The sequence below is a fragment of the Rhizobium sp. CF080 genome (genome assembly GCF_000282095.2).
Lineage (GTDB): Bacteria > Pseudomonadota > Alphaproteobacteria > Rhizobiales > Rhizobiaceae > Neorhizobium.
Map to the genome: position 1 here is coordinate 1,712,979 of NZ_AKKC02000004.1, position 16,072 is coordinate 1,729,050.

16 protein-coding genes are annotated in these 16,072 nt (G+C 61.9%); 3 read left to right on the forward strand and 13 right to left on the reverse strand.

Annotated elements, in window-relative coordinates; all coding sequences use genetic code 11:
- Position 1 precedes the first annotated feature (1 nt).
- The 4 genes from PMI07_RS14830 to PMI07_RS14845 form a co-directional block, all read right to left on the reverse strand.
- A complete protein-coding gene (locus PMI07_RS14830; RefSeq protein ID WP_024163825.1) occupies positions 2–823 on the reverse strand; it encodes an ABC transporter permease subunit in 822 nt (273 codons plus the stop codon).
- Positions 816–1,652 carry an ABC transporter permease subunit gene (locus tag PMI07_RS14835; RefSeq protein WP_007755050.1) on the reverse strand — a complete coding sequence of 279 codons (837 nt, stop codon included), beginning with the start codon at positions 1,650–1,652 and terminating at the stop codon, positions 816–818. The genes PMI07_RS14830 and PMI07_RS14835 overlap by 8 nt, the downstream gene beginning before the upstream one ends.
- 75 nt (positions 1,653–1,727) lie before the next feature.
- Entirely contained in the window at positions 1,728–2,720 is a 993-nt protein-coding gene (locus tag PMI07_RS14840; protein WP_007755046.1) for an ABC transporter substrate-binding protein, read from the reverse strand.
- A gap of 47 nt (positions 2,721–2,767) precedes the next feature.
- The gene (locus tag PMI07_RS14845; protein WP_007755044.1) at positions 2,768–3,514 is read right to left on the reverse strand and encodes an ABC transporter ATP-binding protein; all 747 of its coding nucleotides are present in this window, start codon (positions 3,512–3,514) and stop codon (positions 2,768–2,770) included.
- Between the two features lie 465 nt (positions 3,515–3,979).
- On the opposite strand from PMI07_RS14845, the gene PMI07_RS14850 reads away from it, so the two are divergent.
- The 3 genes from PMI07_RS14850 to PMI07_RS14860 all read left to right on the forward strand — a co-directional run bounded on the left by PMI07_RS14850 (position 3,980) and on the right by PMI07_RS14860 (position 5,921).
- Positions 3,980–4,369, forward strand: coding sequence for a MarR family transcriptional regulator (locus PMI07_RS14850; RefSeq protein ID WP_197032497.1), 390 nt, complete (start codon positions 3,980–3,982; stop codon positions 4,367–4,369).
- 136 nt (positions 4,370–4,505) lie between these two features.
- A complete protein-coding gene (locus tag PMI07_RS14855) occupies positions 4,506–5,285 on the forward strand; it encodes an SDR family oxidoreductase (RefSeq protein WP_007755038.1) in 780 nt (259 codons plus the stop codon).
- 129 nt (positions 5,286–5,414) lie between these two features.
- Positions 5,415–5,921 carry a flavin reductase family protein gene (locus PMI07_RS14860; RefSeq protein ID WP_007755034.1) on the forward strand — a complete coding sequence of 169 codons (507 nt, stop codon included), beginning with the start codon at positions 5,415–5,417 and terminating at the stop codon, positions 5,919–5,921.
- Between the two features lie 29 nt (positions 5,922–5,950).
- On the opposite strand, the gene PMI07_RS14865 is transcribed toward PMI07_RS14860, so the two are convergent.
- The 9 genes from PMI07_RS14865 to PMI07_RS14905 all read right to left on the reverse strand — a co-directional run bounded on the left by PMI07_RS14865 (position 5,951) and on the right by PMI07_RS14905 (position 16,072).
- On the reverse strand, positions 5,951–7,273 hold the full coding sequence (locus PMI07_RS14865; protein WP_155956525.1) for an MmgE/PrpD family protein: 1,323 nt from the start codon (positions 7,271–7,273) through the stop codon (positions 5,951–5,953).
- 44 nt (positions 7,274–7,317) lie between these two features.
- On the reverse strand, positions 7,318–8,433 hold the full coding sequence (locus PMI07_RS14870; protein WP_007755030.1) for an NAD/NADP octopine/nopaline dehydrogenase family protein: 1,116 nt from the start codon (positions 8,431–8,433) through the stop codon (positions 7,318–7,320).
- A 77-nt stretch (positions 8,434–8,510) separates the two neighbouring features.
- The gene (locus PMI07_RS14875) at positions 8,511–10,382 is read right to left on the reverse strand and encodes an ABC transporter ATP-binding protein (protein ID WP_007755029.1); all 1,872 of its coding nucleotides are present in this window, start codon (positions 10,380–10,382) and stop codon (positions 8,511–8,513) included.
- Positions 10,379–11,257, reverse strand: coding sequence for an ABC transporter permease (locus PMI07_RS14880; RefSeq protein WP_007755027.1), 879 nt, complete (start codon positions 11,255–11,257; stop codon positions 10,379–10,381). Before PMI07_RS14880 ends, PMI07_RS14875 begins: the two co-directional genes overlap by 4 nt.
- Entirely contained in the window at positions 11,254–12,195 is a 942-nt protein-coding gene (locus PMI07_RS14885) for an ABC transporter permease (protein ID WP_007755024.1), read from the reverse strand. The genes PMI07_RS14880 and PMI07_RS14885 overlap by 4 nt, the downstream gene beginning before the upstream one ends.
- Positions 12,192–13,313 (reverse strand): FAD-dependent oxidoreductase, encoded by a 1,122-nt coding sequence (locus PMI07_RS14890; RefSeq protein WP_024163826.1) that lies wholly within the window; start codon positions 13,311–13,313, stop codon positions 12,192–12,194. The genes PMI07_RS14885 and PMI07_RS14890 overlap by 4 nt, the downstream gene beginning before the upstream one ends.
- On the reverse strand, positions 13,313–14,686 hold the full coding sequence (locus PMI07_RS14895; protein ID WP_024163827.1) for an NAD(P)/FAD-dependent oxidoreductase: 1,374 nt from the start codon (positions 14,684–14,686) through the stop codon (positions 13,313–13,315). The genes PMI07_RS14890 and PMI07_RS14895 overlap by 1 nt, the downstream gene beginning before the upstream one ends.
- Positions 14,683–14,982 carry a (2Fe-2S)-binding protein gene (locus tag PMI07_RS14900; RefSeq protein ID WP_024163828.1) on the reverse strand — a complete coding sequence of 100 codons (300 nt, stop codon included), beginning with the start codon at positions 14,980–14,982 and terminating at the stop codon, positions 14,683–14,685. Before PMI07_RS14900 ends, PMI07_RS14895 begins: the two co-directional genes overlap by 4 nt.
- Positions 14,963–16,072 (reverse strand): FAD-dependent oxidoreductase, encoded by a 1,110-nt coding sequence (locus PMI07_RS14905; RefSeq protein ID WP_024163829.1) that lies wholly within the window; start codon positions 16,070–16,072, stop codon positions 14,963–14,965. The genes PMI07_RS14900 and PMI07_RS14905 overlap by 20 nt, the downstream gene beginning before the upstream one ends.

Genomic DNA, 16,072 nt, shown 5'->3' on the forward strand with positions numbered 1-16,072 from the left:
CCTATCCCTTCGACAGAAAGCTGAGGCGCCGCATCGGCGGCCTTGGCTTGCTGCCGGTTCGATCCACCAAGTTCGCGATGCGATCGATGATCAGGCGCTCGCCGATCATCACGAAAACGACGATCCAAATGCAGAGTGCCAGAATGCGGTCGACCGCGCCGATATCCTGAGAGAGCTGCATCATATAGCCAATGCCTGATTGCGCCCCAAAAAGCTCGGCGACCAGGCTGATCTTCCAGCAGACGCCATAGGCGATTCGCACCGAGGCGATGATGAAGGGGCAGATGAGCGGCAGCTCGACCCGCCAGAATACGGTCCACCGGTTACGGGTGAACGACCGCGCCATCTCCACCTCTTCGGTGCCGATCGCCTTGGCGCCTTCCGCGACGTTGACGAGCGCAAACGGCAGAATGATCAGCACCTGCACGAACAGCACGGCCTGCGACGTGACCCCGAACCAGATGGTGCCGAGGATCGCCCAGGCAATGCCCGGAAATGAACTGAAGAAGGGCACGAGGATGTTGTCGACAATACCCCCCGTCCAGCGGATATAGCGTGGCAGGATGCCGAGCAGAGTTCCAACAAAGGTCGCGATGCACACCGCGCCAATGATGCGCATGGCGGTCGTGCCGGCATTGACCCAGAACTCGCTGCTCGCGCCCAAGCCGAAGAATGCCTGGGCGATGCGGCCGATCCCGGGGAACACGTCCTGCGGCATGGAGCGGGCGGTCAGCCACCAGACGATGACCACCGCGACGACTAGGAAATCGGCAACCGCGCGTTCGCTGGAATAGAAGCCCTTCGATGACCGTTGCTCAGACATTGTAGACCTTTCCAATACGGGATTGCAGCCGCGCGAAGATCAGGCGATCAGTGACGAAGACGGCAATCAGGATCAGCACCACGACGGAGAAAATCATATCCGTCCAGTAACGCTGGCGGGCGACGCTGACCACGGCGCCGAGACCCGGCGCACCGCTCAGGAGCTCCACGACAAGCACGATCTGCCACGAGACGCCGAAGCAGAGCCTCAGCGTCGCGAACATATAGGGAAACATCAGCGGCAGCATGACCCACCAGATGCGCCGGCGCCGATTGCGGCTGAAGCTCAGCGCCATCTCCAGCGCCTCGCTGTTCATTTCCTTGAGGCCGGCGCCGAGATTGATGATGGCGAGCGGCAAAAGCGCGGCCGACGAAGCGAAGATCACCGCGGGCGAATTGATACCGAGCCAGATCAGCGCCAGAAACGCCCAGCCGACGCCTGGAAATGCATTGAGGAACGGCGCCAGCCGCAGATAGACCGCGTTCCTGAACAGCGGCACGAACTGCACGGTCAGTGCGACGAGGAGGCCGAGCATGAAGGCGATCGCCACCGAACATGCCACGTGAATGACCGTCATGCCTGCATAGGACAGAAAACCCGGCGTCGACCACATTGTGATGAACCGCGTCACCACCCGCTCGGGCGACGGGATCAGCACCGGCGGCATGAAGCCCGAGGTCACCTTCCAGATCGCCAGAAGCGTGGCCAGAAATAGGACGGCCGGCAGCGCGTCCATCAGGCTCTCACGGAAACGGAACCCCCGTCGACGCCTGACGTGTTCAGCGGCAATGATGTCCTTGCTGCCCGCTTCTTCTTCCATGATCGCCATTGTACTTCCTGCGTTGTGTCGTCAAAAGGCAAAGTGCATGCGCCGGCCTCGGTGATGGACCGGCGCAGGGGCACCTCATTCCTTGATCGCATGCTCCCACATGAACGGCTTGACATCCGTCGGGGCCTTCTGGAGGACGCCGAGCGCCTCGCCGGACTTCCAGGCCTTGACGAAAATCGCCTCGTCGGTGGGTCCAAGCGCATAGGGCATGGTCGCGTAGGAAGTGAACCAGCCCTTCAATTGATCCGGCGTCATGTCGTATTTCGGCGCGACGTCGGCGAACACTTCGTCCTGATGGGTCAGCATGTATTGAGCGGACTGGCGCAGCAGCTTGGCGGCGGCGAGATAGGCCTGCGGCCTCGCGGCCATCTTTTCCTTGTAGCCTATTTCGAGCACGGTCGGCATGGGGCCGCCATACATGTCGATCAGCTCCTTCGAGCCTTGCAGCACCGAGCGGTACTTGCCGGATTTGTCGACCTTGTAGGCAAGCACGTTGGAGAAGGCGACAGCATCGACACGGCCACCTTCAAGTGCTGCCTCGAACTGCGCGGCCGGGATTTCCACCCAGGTGAAATCGCCGCCGATCGCCGAGGCGTTCATGCCGTATTTCTCCGAAATGACCGCTCGGCGCGAGACGACGTCCTGGGCTTCGAGCGATGTGACGGCGATCTTCTTGCCCTTCAGGTCCTTGACGCTCTTGATCGGGCTGTCGTTCTTCACCCAGAGGTCAGTCGTGTGGTTGTCCGGACCCGGGATGTGGCGGATCATCGTGCCGATCACCAGGGGATCGATGCCGGCCTCGGCCATCTGCGGAATGGCGAGAACGCCGTTCGGGATGATGTCGTATTGCTTGGTCATCGAGGCTTGGATCATCGCCGGGATCGGCATCAGGTTGACAGTGATTTCGACCGCCGGATCCTTGACCTTGCCGTTCATCACGGCCCAAAGAGCAGAGGCGTAACCCGGGTCGGAGATTGCCCCCACGGTAATCTTCTCGGCGGCAAAGGCGCCGGCTGTCGTATTCAATACTATCGCAGCACAAAGTGCCGCCCTCCTGAAAATCTGCATTGGCTTCTCCTGTTCTGTTCCCGTTTATGTGGTTGGATCCACCCCAATCAGTGGGCGTTCAAAAGAATCTGTAGCTCCGCGCGCACCGCCTTCAACTTGGAGGATCCGAGGTCGCGTGGACGGGCTGCGTCGAGCTCGATCACCGACTTGACGGTGGTCGGCTTGCTCGAAAGCACGACGATGCGGTCGGCAAGCTCAATCGCCTCCTCGATCTCGTGGGTGACGAAAACGATGGTCTTGCCGGTCTTTTTCCAGATCTCGACGAGTTCGGCGCGCATGTGGTGGCGCGTCTTGACGTCGAGTGCCGAGAAAGGCTCGTCCATGAGGATGATTTTCGGATCGACGGCGAGAGCGCGCGCGATCGACACACGCTGCCTTTCGCCGCCGGAGAGCATGCCGGGCATCTTGTGCCCATCGCCGCCGAGGCCGACCAGCGCCAGGAGTTCACGCGCCTTACGATGCATGCTCGCGCGATCCACTGCGGAACCGAAGCGGAGCTGCTGGCCGAGGACGACGTTATCTTTCGCACTTCTCCAGGCGAGCAACCGCGGGCTCTGAAACACGAAGGCAATGTCCTGCCAGGCTTCGCTCGCCGGGCGGCCGCCAATGGCGACCTCGCCGGAGTCGACGGTAAGCAGGTCGGCGATCACCCGAAGCAACGTGGACTTGCCGCAGCCGCTGCGCCCGACGATGCAGAGAAACTCGCCGTCCTTGATATCGAAGGAAAGCCGGTCGTAGATCGTCTCGCCACCAAAGGCGACACTGATTTCGTTGAGCCTGACAATAGCGTTCAAAACATGACCTTTCCGAGTAAGGTTCGTCGCTCAAGCCGCCGCTGCGCTTGACGATCGTCTTGTGAGGAACGCTAAGTTTCACACGAAACGGTGTCATCCCCGAAAGACACCGCAAGCAATATTTTGTGCGCTTGGACGAAAGCCGCCCGGAACCATCCCAGCGGCTAAAACTTTGCTTGTCCGGCGCGGCATGACTTGTTGCTTGGAAGCGCAACGGGGCTGGCCTTTACCGCCGATTCTCGGGTTAGACTGCATTTTTCATGCGGGCGACTTGAGGCTTGACGACAATAAAGTTAGGGGCTGTATGACTTTGATTGAGATCATCCCTCCCCGGAGAAGATTTTGATGCACGACGAAAAGAATGATGACGAGAACGGCGCAAAAAGCCCAGCCGGCTCTCGAAAGGGAGGAAGCTCTTTGCACTCGACGCCGAACTATCTTTTCTGGTGCTTGCACAAGACTTCGATGTCGATCGTGACAGAAGAACTGGAAAGAGCCGGCACCGACCTGACACCGCTGCAATTTGCGGCGCTGACCACCATCCAGATCAACCCTGGAATCGACCAAGCGACGCTCGCCCACGAGATCGGCTACGATCGCGCCACAATCGGCGGTGTGCTCGACCGTCTCGAAAAGAAGGGTCTGATGTCGCGGCAGGTGCATCCGCAGGACCGCCGGGCGCGTGCGCTGTTCATCGAAGAAGCCGGCGTGCGTCTCGTCGCTGAGCTGGAGGGCAAGGTGGCGCTCGCCCAAAAGAAGATCCTTTCGCCGCTCCCAGAGAAGGATCACGCGCAGTTCCTGACGATGGTCGCCCGCCTGATCCGCGACGACCTCCCACATGCCGGCGAATTCTGACCGCCAAGCTACTCAGTTTTCAACCGGGGTCTCAATAGTTTTCTGAGCGCGCTTTACGGCCTGTTCACTCTTGATCAGGCGCCATCCTGGTTTCATCTGGCGCCTGTTTTCAACGCAGGGCTCGGAAAGGTCATCGATGTCGTCAACACATTCAGGGAATGCGATCATCACCGGAGGCGCCCGCGGCATAGGTTTGGAGACGGTCCGGCTGCTTGCGCGGCAAGGCCTGCGCGTTGGCTGCCTCGATATCGACGAGAAAGCCGCGGAGGAGGTAGCAGCGCAGCTAAGGCACGAAGGGCTCGACGTCGAACCGATTGCCGTCGATGTCACCGATCGCGAGCGCGTGCAGCAGGCCTTCGATGCCTTCCTGGCCGGACAGCCACTCTCCGCATTAGTCAACAATGCGGTGTTCGTTCGCTTCCAGCCGTTTTCGGAATTGACCGAGGACAGCCTCGACAAGACGTTCGACGTTGGGCTGAAAGGCGCGATCTGGTGCATCCAGGCTGCCCTGCCGGCCCTGAGGCAGGCGGCGGCCTCCTTCTCGGACGCAGCGATCATCAATGTCTCGTCCGGCGCTGCCTTCCAAGGCTCCATCGGCTTTTCCGCCTATTCGAGCCTCAAGGCCGGTCTGACCGGTCTAACGCGGCAGCTTGCGGTCGAACTCGGCCGCGACGGCATCCGCAGCAATTCGGTTGCTCCCGGCCCGATCCCGACCGAGAGTGCGCTCGCCGATCCCGGCAAGCCGAGTGACTGGACGAGCGGCGCCCTCAAACGCACCCCGCTCGGCCGCATGGGAACATCGGCTGAAGTCGCCGAGGTCATCATGTTCCTGGCGACGAAGTCCAGCAGCTGGGTCAACGGCCAGGTCATCGCCGTCGATGGCGGCAAGTCGATCACCTCCCACGACCTGCGGTGACGACACGCCAAGCCCGCTTAACCGGCCGGGCACTTTGAGTTTGGCAACAGCGCAGGTTCAGGCCTTCACCATTGCAGCCCGCTCGGAGCGCATTATCGTCAATGCCGCAAACTCCTTAGGAACAAAGACATGACGAATGGAAACCCCAAGATCCCGGTCGATCGGGACACATTTTGCCAAGCCCTGCGTACTGTCGCATCAAGCGTTGCGGTCATCACCACATGCCATGAAGGACACCTGCACGGTATGACTGCCACCGCATTTTCCAGTGTTAGCGCCGATCCGCCGACGATCCTGATCGTCGTGAACCGGTCGACGCGCAGCTACCCACTGATTTCGGGCAGCCGCGCCTTCGTTGTGAACTTCTTGTCGCAGGAACAACGCCACGTAAGCGACCTCTTTGCGGGAAAAGCCACGAACCAGTTCGCATCGGTGGCCTACACCACGGGCCGCAACGACGCTCCGATCATCGATGGCGCTGCCGCGCATCTAGACTGCGAAACGCTTTCGGAGACGGCGTGCGAAACCCACACTGTTTTTCTTGCCCGGGTAGTTGCCGCTTCAGCTAGGCAGAGTGCTCCGCTTTTATACCACAACGGCAACTATCGACGGATCGATCACGAAGTGCAGCTTTGAGAAATAATTGTGTTGAGAATTAAGCAGCTTCAACCGGATACGAGGCTCGTCATCAGAGCCGACATATCGCCGGCCCGAGCCGTGCTTATCCCTTTCAGGACATCCTCCTGTCGGGGGGTGCTCAAAACCATCCGGGTCGCAGCGCGGAATTTGGCTTCCAGCTCGTCCGATGACAGTGGATTGCTTGCCTCCCCTTTTGGCGTGGTGACCTCGGACACGAAACGTCGGCCATCTGCAATAATCGAGACGCGCGCCAGGGTCTCGGCCGGAAACCTTGCGTCGAAATCCATGTTGAGCGACAGGTTCACCTTCTCCGACAGCTTCATCACGTTCTCCTGCCCCAGCGCATCGGGCATCAGCGGCAACAGGACATGCGGCCCGGAAAGGGCTGCGAGCGCCATGCAGTACGGAACACTGTATTGGACGTCTATGATATTCGCGGGCCTTGTCCGGTTCGATATACGCAATGCTCCGCTCGTGGTCTCCACCTCCATTAGGTCAATGGTGTCTGCATCGATCGCGTTCTGTTCGATCACCTGAAGCATCGCATCGAGTGGCGCATGAATATGACGGCAGCAGGCATAGAGCTTGAAATAGGCCTTGCAGATATGCGGGTCCGCGCCGAGACGAAGGTCCTCGGCAAACCGGTAGTGACGGGCACTGTCCAGAATGTTGCGTGGCCCTGTATGCCCCGCTTCAGCAAGGTTCAACGCGACCAGGCCTGTGACGACCGACCACGGTATGCCTTCCTTGACATCGCTGCCCTCGGGAGCCGGGACCCGCGGTGCTGGCGCACTCGCGAACAATTGGTTGGGTGCGCTTTCTCCGGCAATTGCCAAGGCATGCGCCAATATGTCGGAAGGAGTAAGGAGCAAGGCTGCTGCCGTCGCAACGATGGCATAGGCGGACCAGGTTCCGGTATTGCCGTAAGATGTGCGTGCGGCCCCGATCGCAACGCCGACTTCATAACCGATGACGATCGCGTTGATGATCTCGTCGAGCGACGCCCCGGTTTCGCCGGCCACGGCAAAGGCCGCCGGTATGACGGCAGCACCCGGATGACCGCGGGCCAACCTGTGGCCGTCATCGAGGTCGAGGGCAGAAGCCGAGGCACTGTTTGCCCACGCGGCGCCGATGATCGTGCTGGAAGCACCGGAAAACCAGATGGGCACGCCGCCGGTCCCCATGGTTGCCAGAGCCGTGCTCCGGACGGCCCGCACACCCGGCTGGTTTACGCCGGCCGCCGCGGAACCCAGGAGATCGATGATGCATCTGAAGGCTGCGTCGCGGGCGCGGGCGCTGACCGGCGTCCGTCGCGCCGCCTCAATATAGGACACGACGCGACCCAGCATTCCGTTTTCATTCAAGCCTTCTGTCCCATCGGTGGATCGGTCGCTCACGTCGCCACCGCCTTGTTCTTGATTTCGCTGGGTGGAGCGTTGACCGGATATCCTTCCCTGACAAGTCTCATCAACACGTCTCTATCCAACGGTCCAAGTTCGCGAAGAATGTCGTTGTCGGTCCCGAAATCCCTGCCGTAGCAGGCGCCCAGAAGTTCGATGCCGCTCTCGTGCAATATCGCCTTCACCCCGCACATCCGTGCAAGCTGCAGGGTAGGCACAAGTCCGAAGGGCACGTCTTCGAGAACGTAGCGGGTGTTGATATCCTTGGGACCCGCCAGATCTTTTCCGTTCTCGGCAAGGTTCGCGTAAATCTCCGCCACGGAATTTCCGGATATGCCGTACGACAGGGCCGCATGGTCGAAAATGGTGCGGACCGTCTTGCCGAAGGCGCAGGCGATCGCCAGCCTTTCCCGATCCAGGCGCTCCAAGAGCCTCGCCACCGCCGCCGTGATATTCGAATTCTGCCCCCACGTTTCCCCACGCTCCATGCGTGTCAGGTTGCACAAAGCAATTGCCATATGGCTTTGCGGGTTGAGATTGCTGAGCGCAATCGTCAGCAGGTCGTCCTTGATCAGGAACCGGTCGCCGAAAAGCGCGACACAGGTCTCTTGGACACTTTGCGCGAGCCGTGCAGGCAGCACCGCCATATCAACTTTCGACCGGATCGCGCCGATCCTGACATTCAGCGGCAACGACGCCTTGGCCGTCAGGATCGTGGTATTCCACACCGCGATCGGAATCTGGAGGCCACGTTCACTCAGTTTCCTGGCCAGATAAAGGGCCGCGAACGAAAGGTGGGCGCTTATGATGACGGTATGGCGCGCGTCCAGATGCGCTATCAGGCTGTCCAGGACCATTCTGTAGCCATAGGCCGGCAAAGCCACGACGATGATGTCGCAGGTCGCAAGCTCCTCCGCGCTGCTGCATGTCGGCGGGTGAAAATCCCCCTCAATCGCCCCCGCCACAGTCAGAGCCCTGCCCTCGGCAAGCCCTACGGTGCTTTTTCCCGAAGGAGACCAGAGCCGCGCATCATGGCCGTTGTTCAACAGAAACGCCGCATACCCCATGGCGATCGCGCCGGCTCCGGCGATGCCCACCCGCATCATCATTCTACCTTTCCGATTTGTGTTAAAGCCGCATTGCCTTGCGGAAAATCCAGCAAGGCAAAGCAGCGGCGCCGAGTGGATCAATCCACCCGGAAGAGATGACCGGGGGAGGCCTCGTGATACTGACGCGCCGGCGGATTGAAGCCGACCGGACGGATCGGGCTCTTCAACTCGTCGACCACCATGTTGCGCTTGATGCTCCGCCGCGCCGGATCCGGAACCGGCACGGCCGCCATCAGCTTCCTCGTATATTCGTGCTGCGGGTTCTCGAACACCGCGGCCCGCGAGCCGATCTCGACGATCTCACCGAGATACATCACTGCCACCCGGTGGCTCACCCGCTCCACCACCGCCATGTCGTGAGAAATGAACAGGAAGGCGACGTTGAGGCTCTGCTGAAGGTCGAGCAAAAGGTTGCAGACCTGCGCCTTGATCGACACGTCGAGCGCCGACACCGCCTCGTCGGCCACGATCACCTTCGGATCGAGCATCAGGGCACGGGCAATCGCGATACGCTGCCGCTGGCCGCCGGAGAATTCGTGCGGAAAGCGCGTCATCATGTCGGCGGAAAGCCCGACCTTTGCGAGCAGCATCGCCGTCTTGTCGCGCGCCTGCGCCTTCGTGCCGATCGAATGCTGGATGAAAGGTTCCATGATGGCCGCGCCGATGCTCAAGCGGGGATTGAGCGAGGCATAGGGATCCTGGAAGATCATCTGGATCGAACGACGCATCTTCCGAAGCGCCGACTGATTCAGTCCCATGACATCATGCCCATCGACCGTGACGCTGCCGCTGGTCGGCGTGATCAGCCGCGTCACCGAACGGCCGGTGGTCGACTTGCCACAGCCCGATTCCCCAACGATCGACAGTGTCTCGCCTTCGAACAACGCGAACGAGACATTCTCGACGGCATGCACGGCGCCAGTCTTGCGACCGAACAGGCCGGACCGGATGTCGAAACGGGTGGTCAGATCCTTCACCTCAAGGACCGGTCGCTTCGTGCGCGCGACAGTGTCGGAAACCTCGGCCAGCGGGACCTGCTCTCCGGTCGTCATATCGACGGTTGGAAATCGGAGCGGAAGATCACGACCGCCCATCGAGCCCAATCTCGGCACGGCCGATAACAGGGCCCGCGTATAGGGATGCTTTCCGCGGTGGAAAATGTCACCCGTTTCGCCTGTCTCTACCGCATCACCGCGATACATGACGATCGTGCGGTCTGCCACCTCGGCGACGACACCCATGTCATGCGTAATGAACAGGACCGACATCCCCTCCTCATCCTGAAGGGTCTTGATGAGATCGAGGATCTGGCCCTGGATCGTCACGTCGAGCGCGGTGGTCGGTTCATCGGCGATCAACAGCTTCGGTCGCGATGCAAGCGCCATGGCGATCATCACACGCTGGCGCATGCCACCGGAAAACTGGTGCGGATATTCGTCGAACCGGTTCCGCGCATTGGGTATCCTAACCTTTTCGAGGAGACGGATGGCTTCTGCCTTGGCGGCGGATTCGCTGATGTCGGTGTGAACGGTCAACGCCTCGGCGATCTGTTTGCCGATCTGGAAGATCGGATTGAGCGAGGTCATCGGTTCCTGGAAGATCATCGCAATATCGTTGCCGCGCACGCGACGCATGTCCTCCTCCGGCAGCGCAAGAAGATCGCGGCCGCGGAGCACCACCTGGCCTTCGATCCTGCTGGACGCTGGTGGCAAAAGCCGCATGATCGATAGGGACGTGACGCTCTTGCCGGAACCCGACTCGCCGACAATGGCGACGGTTTCCCGCGGAGCGACATCGAATGAGATGTCGCGGATCACGGTCTTCCAGCCGCCATTGACCCGGAACGAGGTCGTCAGGTTGCGAACCGCAAGCACCGGCGCAGCAGAACGGGAAACGGGCGCTTTTTCTGTTGCGAGATACAATGCCGGTTTGTCTCCGATCAGGTTCATGCCTGGTTCCTCGTCTTGGGGTCGATCGCATCGCGCAGCGCATCACCGAGAATGTTCAGCGCCAGGACGGTGAGCAGGATTGCAAGAGACGGGAAGACGACCAGCCACCAGGCGCTGAGGATATTGTCGAAACCCTCGCGGATCATGCCGCCCCATGTTGCAGTCGGGGGCAGAACGCCGAGACCGATGAAAGCGAGCGAGGCCTCGGTGCGGATCGCCGAAGCCATCCACAAGGACGCGACGACAACGATGTCGGAAAGGATGTTGGGCAGGATATGCAGTCGCATGATCCTGAGAGGCGTAAAGCCCAGGGACCTGCCGGCCTCGACGAAATCACGGCGCTTCATGGCGATCGTCGGCGCTCGTGCAACGCGCGCGAAAGGCGCAGTCTCCGTGATGGCGATCGCGATGATGAGGTTTTCGAAACTCGCGCCCAACATGGCGGCGATCATCAGCCCGAGTAGAAGGGTCGGAAACGAAAGCATGACATCGACGATCCCCATTACCACCTGATCGAAGACGCCGCCGATGTAGCCGGCCAGGATTCCGAGGGCCGATCCAACGACCATGGCAATCAGCACCGCCAGGAACCCTATGGAAAGCGAAATCCTCGCACCATAAAGCAGGCGTGAAAGGACATCGCGGCCATAACTGTCAGTTCCGAACCAGAAGTCGGCCGCAGGCGGGGTCAGACGATGGAGAATGTTCTGCTTGATCGGATCGTAAGGCGCGATCATCGGAGCGAAGATCGCCAGTAGAACGATCAGGGCCAATAGCCCGATGCCGATCCAGGAGAAACGGTTTCGGCGCAGCGCCGCGAGCACCGGGTTCGATTGCCGTTCAGGCATGCTTGAAGAAATAGCGAAAACGGTCATGATGCGTAGCTCACTCTGGGGTCTACGAGGGCGTAGATGATATCGGTTGCGGTATTCACGAGGATCACGAATGTCGCAAACACCACCATCAGGCCCTGCAGCAGGGTATAGTCGCGGGATTGCAGGGCGCCGAGAATGAGCTTACCGAGACCGGGCCGGGTGAACACGATTTCGGTCAGCACCGAATTGCCTATCAGCGTGCCGAAATACAGACCCACGACCGTCACGATCGGGATCAGTGCGTTGCCCAGCGCATGGCGCAGGATCAGTTTCGTCGGCCGCACGCCCTTGGCCCGGGCGGTGCGGATATAGTCTTCGCCCATCACGTCCAGCATCGAGGATCGGGTGACGCGCGCGATGTAGGCGGTCATGATCAGCCCTAGATTGAGCGCCGGAAGCGCAAGGTTCCGGAGATGGCTGATCGGGTCCGTGGAGGCGCGGCTCATCACCGGCAGCCATTGCAGCCAGACCGCAAAGGCGAGAAGCATCAGGATGCCGGACACGAAACCCGGAAACGACAGGCCGATCAGCGACAGGACGCGGCTGACATAATCCGGCCAGCGATTGCGCCGGACCGCCGCGACAACGCCAAGCGGAATGCCGAGGCAGGTTCCGATGAGCATGGCGGCGGCGGCGAGTTCCAGCGTGTATGGAAGCACCAGCGCCACCTCTTCCAGAACCGTCCGGCCGCTGGTCATAGAGCGGCCGAAATCGCCGCTGAGCATGTCGGTCAGAAATCGCACGTATTGGACGGCGATGGGCTGGTCGAGACCCAGCTGGGCCCGCAGGGTCTGCAGCGTTGCTGCACTCGCCCGATCTCCCAGCATGGCGACCGCAGCATCGCCTGGGACGAGCCGAACCAGGACGAAGACCATAGTCAGCATCGCAAGTACGGTGGGGATCGCCAGGAGCAGTCTCCGGATCACATAACCGATCATGCAGCAGCCCTTTCCTTGGAGAGGCGCTCAACATCGAACGCACCGAGATCATGACGGGTTTGGCCCTTGCAAGCCAGATCGGCCACCACGCGGCCGACCGAGGGAACGAGCTGGAAGCCGTGGCCTGAGAACCCGAAAGCATGGATGAGGCCCGGCGCCCCGCGGGAAAAACCGATGACGGGAAGATGATCGCGGGTCATGGCTTCCATGCCGGCCCAGGTCCGCACAATCCGCAGGCCCTTCGTCTTCGGAAACAGACGGACAGCAGCCCCGACCGATGCGGCAAGTGCCACGAAATCCACACTCGCGGACTGCCGGTCGGCCGCAAGCCTGCCCTGCGATCCGCCGCCGATCACCATGGTTCCTTGGGCGGTCTGCTTGAATGACAATTTCTTTCCAAGCGAACTGACGACGGGCTTGACCCGGGTCTGGGTACGCTCCGTCACAACCATCATGGAGGTGCGAATGGACTGCTGGACCGGTTCGCCCGCCAGCGCGGCGACCTGATCGGCCCAGGCCCCGCCGGCGTTGACGATTATGCTGGCCTCAAAGACGCCTCGCGACGTCTGGGCCTGCCACCGATCGTTGCGCCGCTGCAGCCCGGTGACCAGGCACTCCTCGTGGATCTCAACGCCGGCGCGCAGGGCGGCATCGCGAAACGCGCAGATCGTCCGGTGTGGGTCGGCGGAACCGTCGCCCGACACCCAGGCGCCGCCAAGACAGTGCGGGGAGAGGTCGGGCACCAGCTCTTGCATCTCTTCCAGGCCGATCATGGTCTCATGCATGAAACCCTTCGACTGGAGCGCCCTCACCCTTGCCTTGATCTTGCTCAACGCCGCCTCGTCCTCGGCGACCTGCAACTGCCCGCAGGCGGTAAACCCGCAATCGTCGCTGACAAGCTCGGCCATCTCGTGCCACATCCCCGCCGCCTCGAGGCTGAGCGGCAGTTCGGCGGGGTCCCGTCCCAGCGTGCGCACCCCGGCCGCCGTCGCACCGGAGGCGTGCCGACCGAGAAAATGCCGTTCGACCAGGATGACCGACGCGCCGCGCCTTGCGGACTGGAGAGCTGCCGAGAGCCCGTGCAAACCGCCGCCGATGACCAGGATATCCGCGTTCATTATGCCTCCTCCAGATCGCCGAGAGCCGCAATTTCCCCAAGCGTCACGGGCTTCAGCGGCGGGCGGATGTTGAAGAAGCTGACATCGGCGAGCGGCAGGCCATGCACCTCGGCAACGAGCGCCTGCACCGTGTAACCGCATTGCCGTCCCTGGCATGGACCCATGCCGCAGCGCGTCGCGGCCTTCACGGCATTGGGATCGGGCGCGCTGACCTTCGCGACCGCACGGATCTGCCCAGCAGTGACCTCTTCGCACCGACAGACGACGACCTCGTCCGCGAGATGCTCCGCGGGCGGCGGATAAAGCGCATCGAGAAACGGCCGTAGCGCACGGGCACGGGAAAGCCGTTCGTCCAGCCCCGCCTCGCGCCGCAGGCTGTCGGCGTCCGGAGACCCCCCCAGATATCTAGCTATTCCAAGCGCCGCGATCTCGCCCGACAGCGTCGCGGCAAGCCAGCCGCCGATCCCGCCGGCATCGCCGGCCACAAACAGCCCCGGCCGGCTGGTTTCGCCCCACTGGTCCAATCGCGCCGAGAAATAGTTCTGGTCGGAGTTCCAGTCGTGAACACAGCCGAGCGCCATCGTCTCGTGAATGCGCGGCACCACGCCTTCATGCACAAGCAATACATCCGCCCTGACCTTGCGCTGCTCGTTGCCGGCCCGCCACTGGAGATGCTGGAGACGTCCCTCACCTTCGGCATGCAGATCGCTGAAGCCGCGGACCATCCGGCCGCTGCGCTTGAGGTCCCAAAGCCAGCGAACCCCTTTGAGCAAGCCCGGAATATCGCGCCATGCGCCAGGAAGGCTGCTCAAGGCTGCCAGTCCGGGCCGCTTGGACGTGTCGAGGAAGCCGGCGATCCGGCCTTCAAGGCCAAGGACCTGGGTCGCGTAGAGCAGCGGAAGCGGTCCGGCACCGGCAATCCACACCTCGCCTTCCGGCAACATGCCGCCGGACTTGAGGAGGATTTGCGCTGCCCCGACCGTCATGACGCCCGGAAGTGTCCAGCCCGGAAACGGCACCGGCCTTTCCTGGGCACCGTTCGCAAGGAGCACCGCGCGCGCCTTGATGCGACGGGCCTTTCCCTCCGAAGTCAGGAACAGGTTCCATCCCTCTTCGATCTGCCAGACCTGTGTCGCCGGCAGATACTCGGCGCCACTGTCTCGGAAAGCTTCGACGAGCGTGGCGCCTTTCTGGTAATCGGCTCCCAGCGCCGCCGAAACCGGTCCGGCATTGCGCTCCACTCCGCGCCAGATCTGGCCTCCGGGCGCGGCCTGCTCGTCGACCGCCGCAACGGCAATACCCGCCTTGCGCAACTGGATTGCAGCCGACATTCCGGCCGGCCCGGCGCCGATTACCACGACATCGTAGGTCATTTGGAAATCTCCCGTGGGCCATGCTGGCTCTCGATCCGCATTCCCGGCGCCACGGGCACCAGACACCCCTGCGTCGAGGCCACTCCGTCGACGATCACCAGACATTCGAAACAGACACCCATCTGGCAATAGGGCAGACGCGGCTCGCCGCTGACGGTCGACCGCCGTTCGGCTCCCGGCGCGCGCAAAAGCACGCTGGCGACCGTTTCACCATTCCAGGCGGCGGTCTCCGCTCCATTGACGAACACGGTCATGTCCGACGCCTTGCCCGGTTTGTCATGCACACTTTTGAACATTGAATCTTCCGTTGGAAAAGGGCGCCAGGTCGTCAGGCAGACGTCCGTTGGCGATAGCCGGCGCGATCACGTCGGTATGGGCCGCGGCAAGGGTCACGCCCGAGTGGCAAGCCACTGCGAAAAGACCGGGATGATCGCTCGACTCGGCATAGATCGGCGTCTTGTCGAGCGGCAGGACGCGCAATCCCGCCCATTGCCTGACCAGCCGGGCGGATCCGAGCGCCGGTATGATCCGGGTCGCCCTTTGCGCAAGCTTGGTCGCCGATGCCGCGGTCACGGCGGTGTCCGCTATCTTCTCGTTTGTCGCGCCGATCATCACCGTCCCGTCGGCACTCTGCCTGAGACCGCTTGCGGGAAACGGCAGGATGGGCGCCACGCGTTCCGTGACGAGAATTTGCCCGCGCTCCGACTTCAGAGGCATGGCAAGTCCAAGCGGCTCGGTCAGCCCCGGCGTGGCGAGCCCCGCCGCAACCACCACACGCGGCGCCTGCAGCGTCCCGTCGGAAACGGAAACGCGAAAACCACCGGAAACGGGCATGATCCTGTCTATTGGGTTGCGGAACAGGATTTTTCCTCCCAGAGCCGCGATCGCGCGGTGCAGTGCCGCCAGAAGTTGCAGCGGGTTTACATGTCCATCGAGCCTGCAATAGCTTGCCCCAACGACATCCGGGCCGAGGGTCACCGCCGGAAGCATGCGCTCAAGCTGCACGCGCGAGACCATTTCCGTATCGGCCTGGGCTCCCTGATTGTGTGTGCGCTCGTTGACTGCATGGCGGTTGGCGTATTCCATCTCGCTCAGACAGTAGACGAGACCGCCCGGCCGCGCGTAATCGACGCGGCTGGTCGAGATATTCGAAAGCTCGTTCAGGAAACCGGGCCAGAGATCCGAGCTTTGCCGGGTCAGGGCACTGTAGGCGGGCGCATCGGACCCCTTGCCTTGCACCCAGATCAGGCCGAAATTCGCCCGTGCCGCGCGCAGGTCGCGATCGGCACCGTCCAGAACGACGACGCTTCGACCCTTTCGTGCAAGGCCATAGGCCAAAGCCGCACCGACCACGCCTGCCCCGATAACGATGACGTCACAATCCAC

Coding starts and splice junctions, on each gene's coding strand:
- PMI07_RS14890 (WP_024163826.1), bottom strand. CDS start 13,313: ATGAACGCGGATATCCTGGTCATCGGCGGCGGTTTGCACGGGCTCTCG.
- PMI07_RS14900 (WP_024163828.1), bottom strand. CDS start 14,982: ATGTTCAAAAGTGTGCATGACAAACCGGGCAAGGCGTCGGACATGACC.
- PMI07_RS14855 (WP_007755038.1), top strand. CDS start 4,506: ATGTCGTCAACACATTCAGGGAATGCGATCATCACCGGAGGCGCCCGC.
- PMI07_RS14830 (WP_024163825.1), bottom strand. CDS start 823: ATGTCTGAGCAACGGTCATCGAAGGGCTTCTATTCCAGCGAACGCGCG.
- PMI07_RS14835 (WP_007755050.1), bottom strand. CDS start 1,652: ATGGCGATCATGGAAGAAGAAGCGGGCAGCAAGGACATCATTGCCGCT.
- PMI07_RS14850 (WP_197032497.1), top strand. CDS start 3,980: ATGTCGATCGTGACAGAAGAACTGGAAAGAGCCGGCACCGACCTGACA.
- PMI07_RS14870 (WP_007755030.1), bottom strand. CDS start 8,433: ATGATGATGCGGGTGGGCATCGCCGGAGCCGGCGCGATCGCCATGGGG.
- PMI07_RS14880 (WP_007755027.1), bottom strand. CDS start 11,257: ATGACCGTTTTCGCTATTTCTTCAAGCATGCCTGAACGGCAATCGAAC.
- PMI07_RS14840 (WP_007755046.1), bottom strand. CDS start 2,720: ATGCAGATTTTCAGGAGGGCGGCACTTTGTGCTGCGATAGTATTGAAT.
- PMI07_RS14885 (WP_007755024.1), bottom strand. CDS start 12,195: ATGATCGGTTATGTGATCCGGAGACTGCTCCTGGCGATCCCCACCGTA.
- PMI07_RS14860 (WP_007755034.1), top strand. CDS start 5,415: ATGACGAATGGAAACCCCAAGATCCCGGTCGATCGGGACACATTTTGC.
- PMI07_RS14865 (WP_155956525.1), bottom strand. CDS start 7,273: ATGCTGGGTCGCGTCGTGTCCTATATTGAGGCGGCGCGACGGACGCCG.
- PMI07_RS14875 (WP_007755029.1), bottom strand. CDS start 10,382: ATGAACCTGATCGGAGACAAACCGGCATTGTATCTCGCAACAGAAAAA.
- PMI07_RS14895 (WP_024163827.1), bottom strand. CDS start 14,686: ATGACCTACGATGTCGTGGTAATCGGCGCCGGGCCGGCCGGAATGTCG.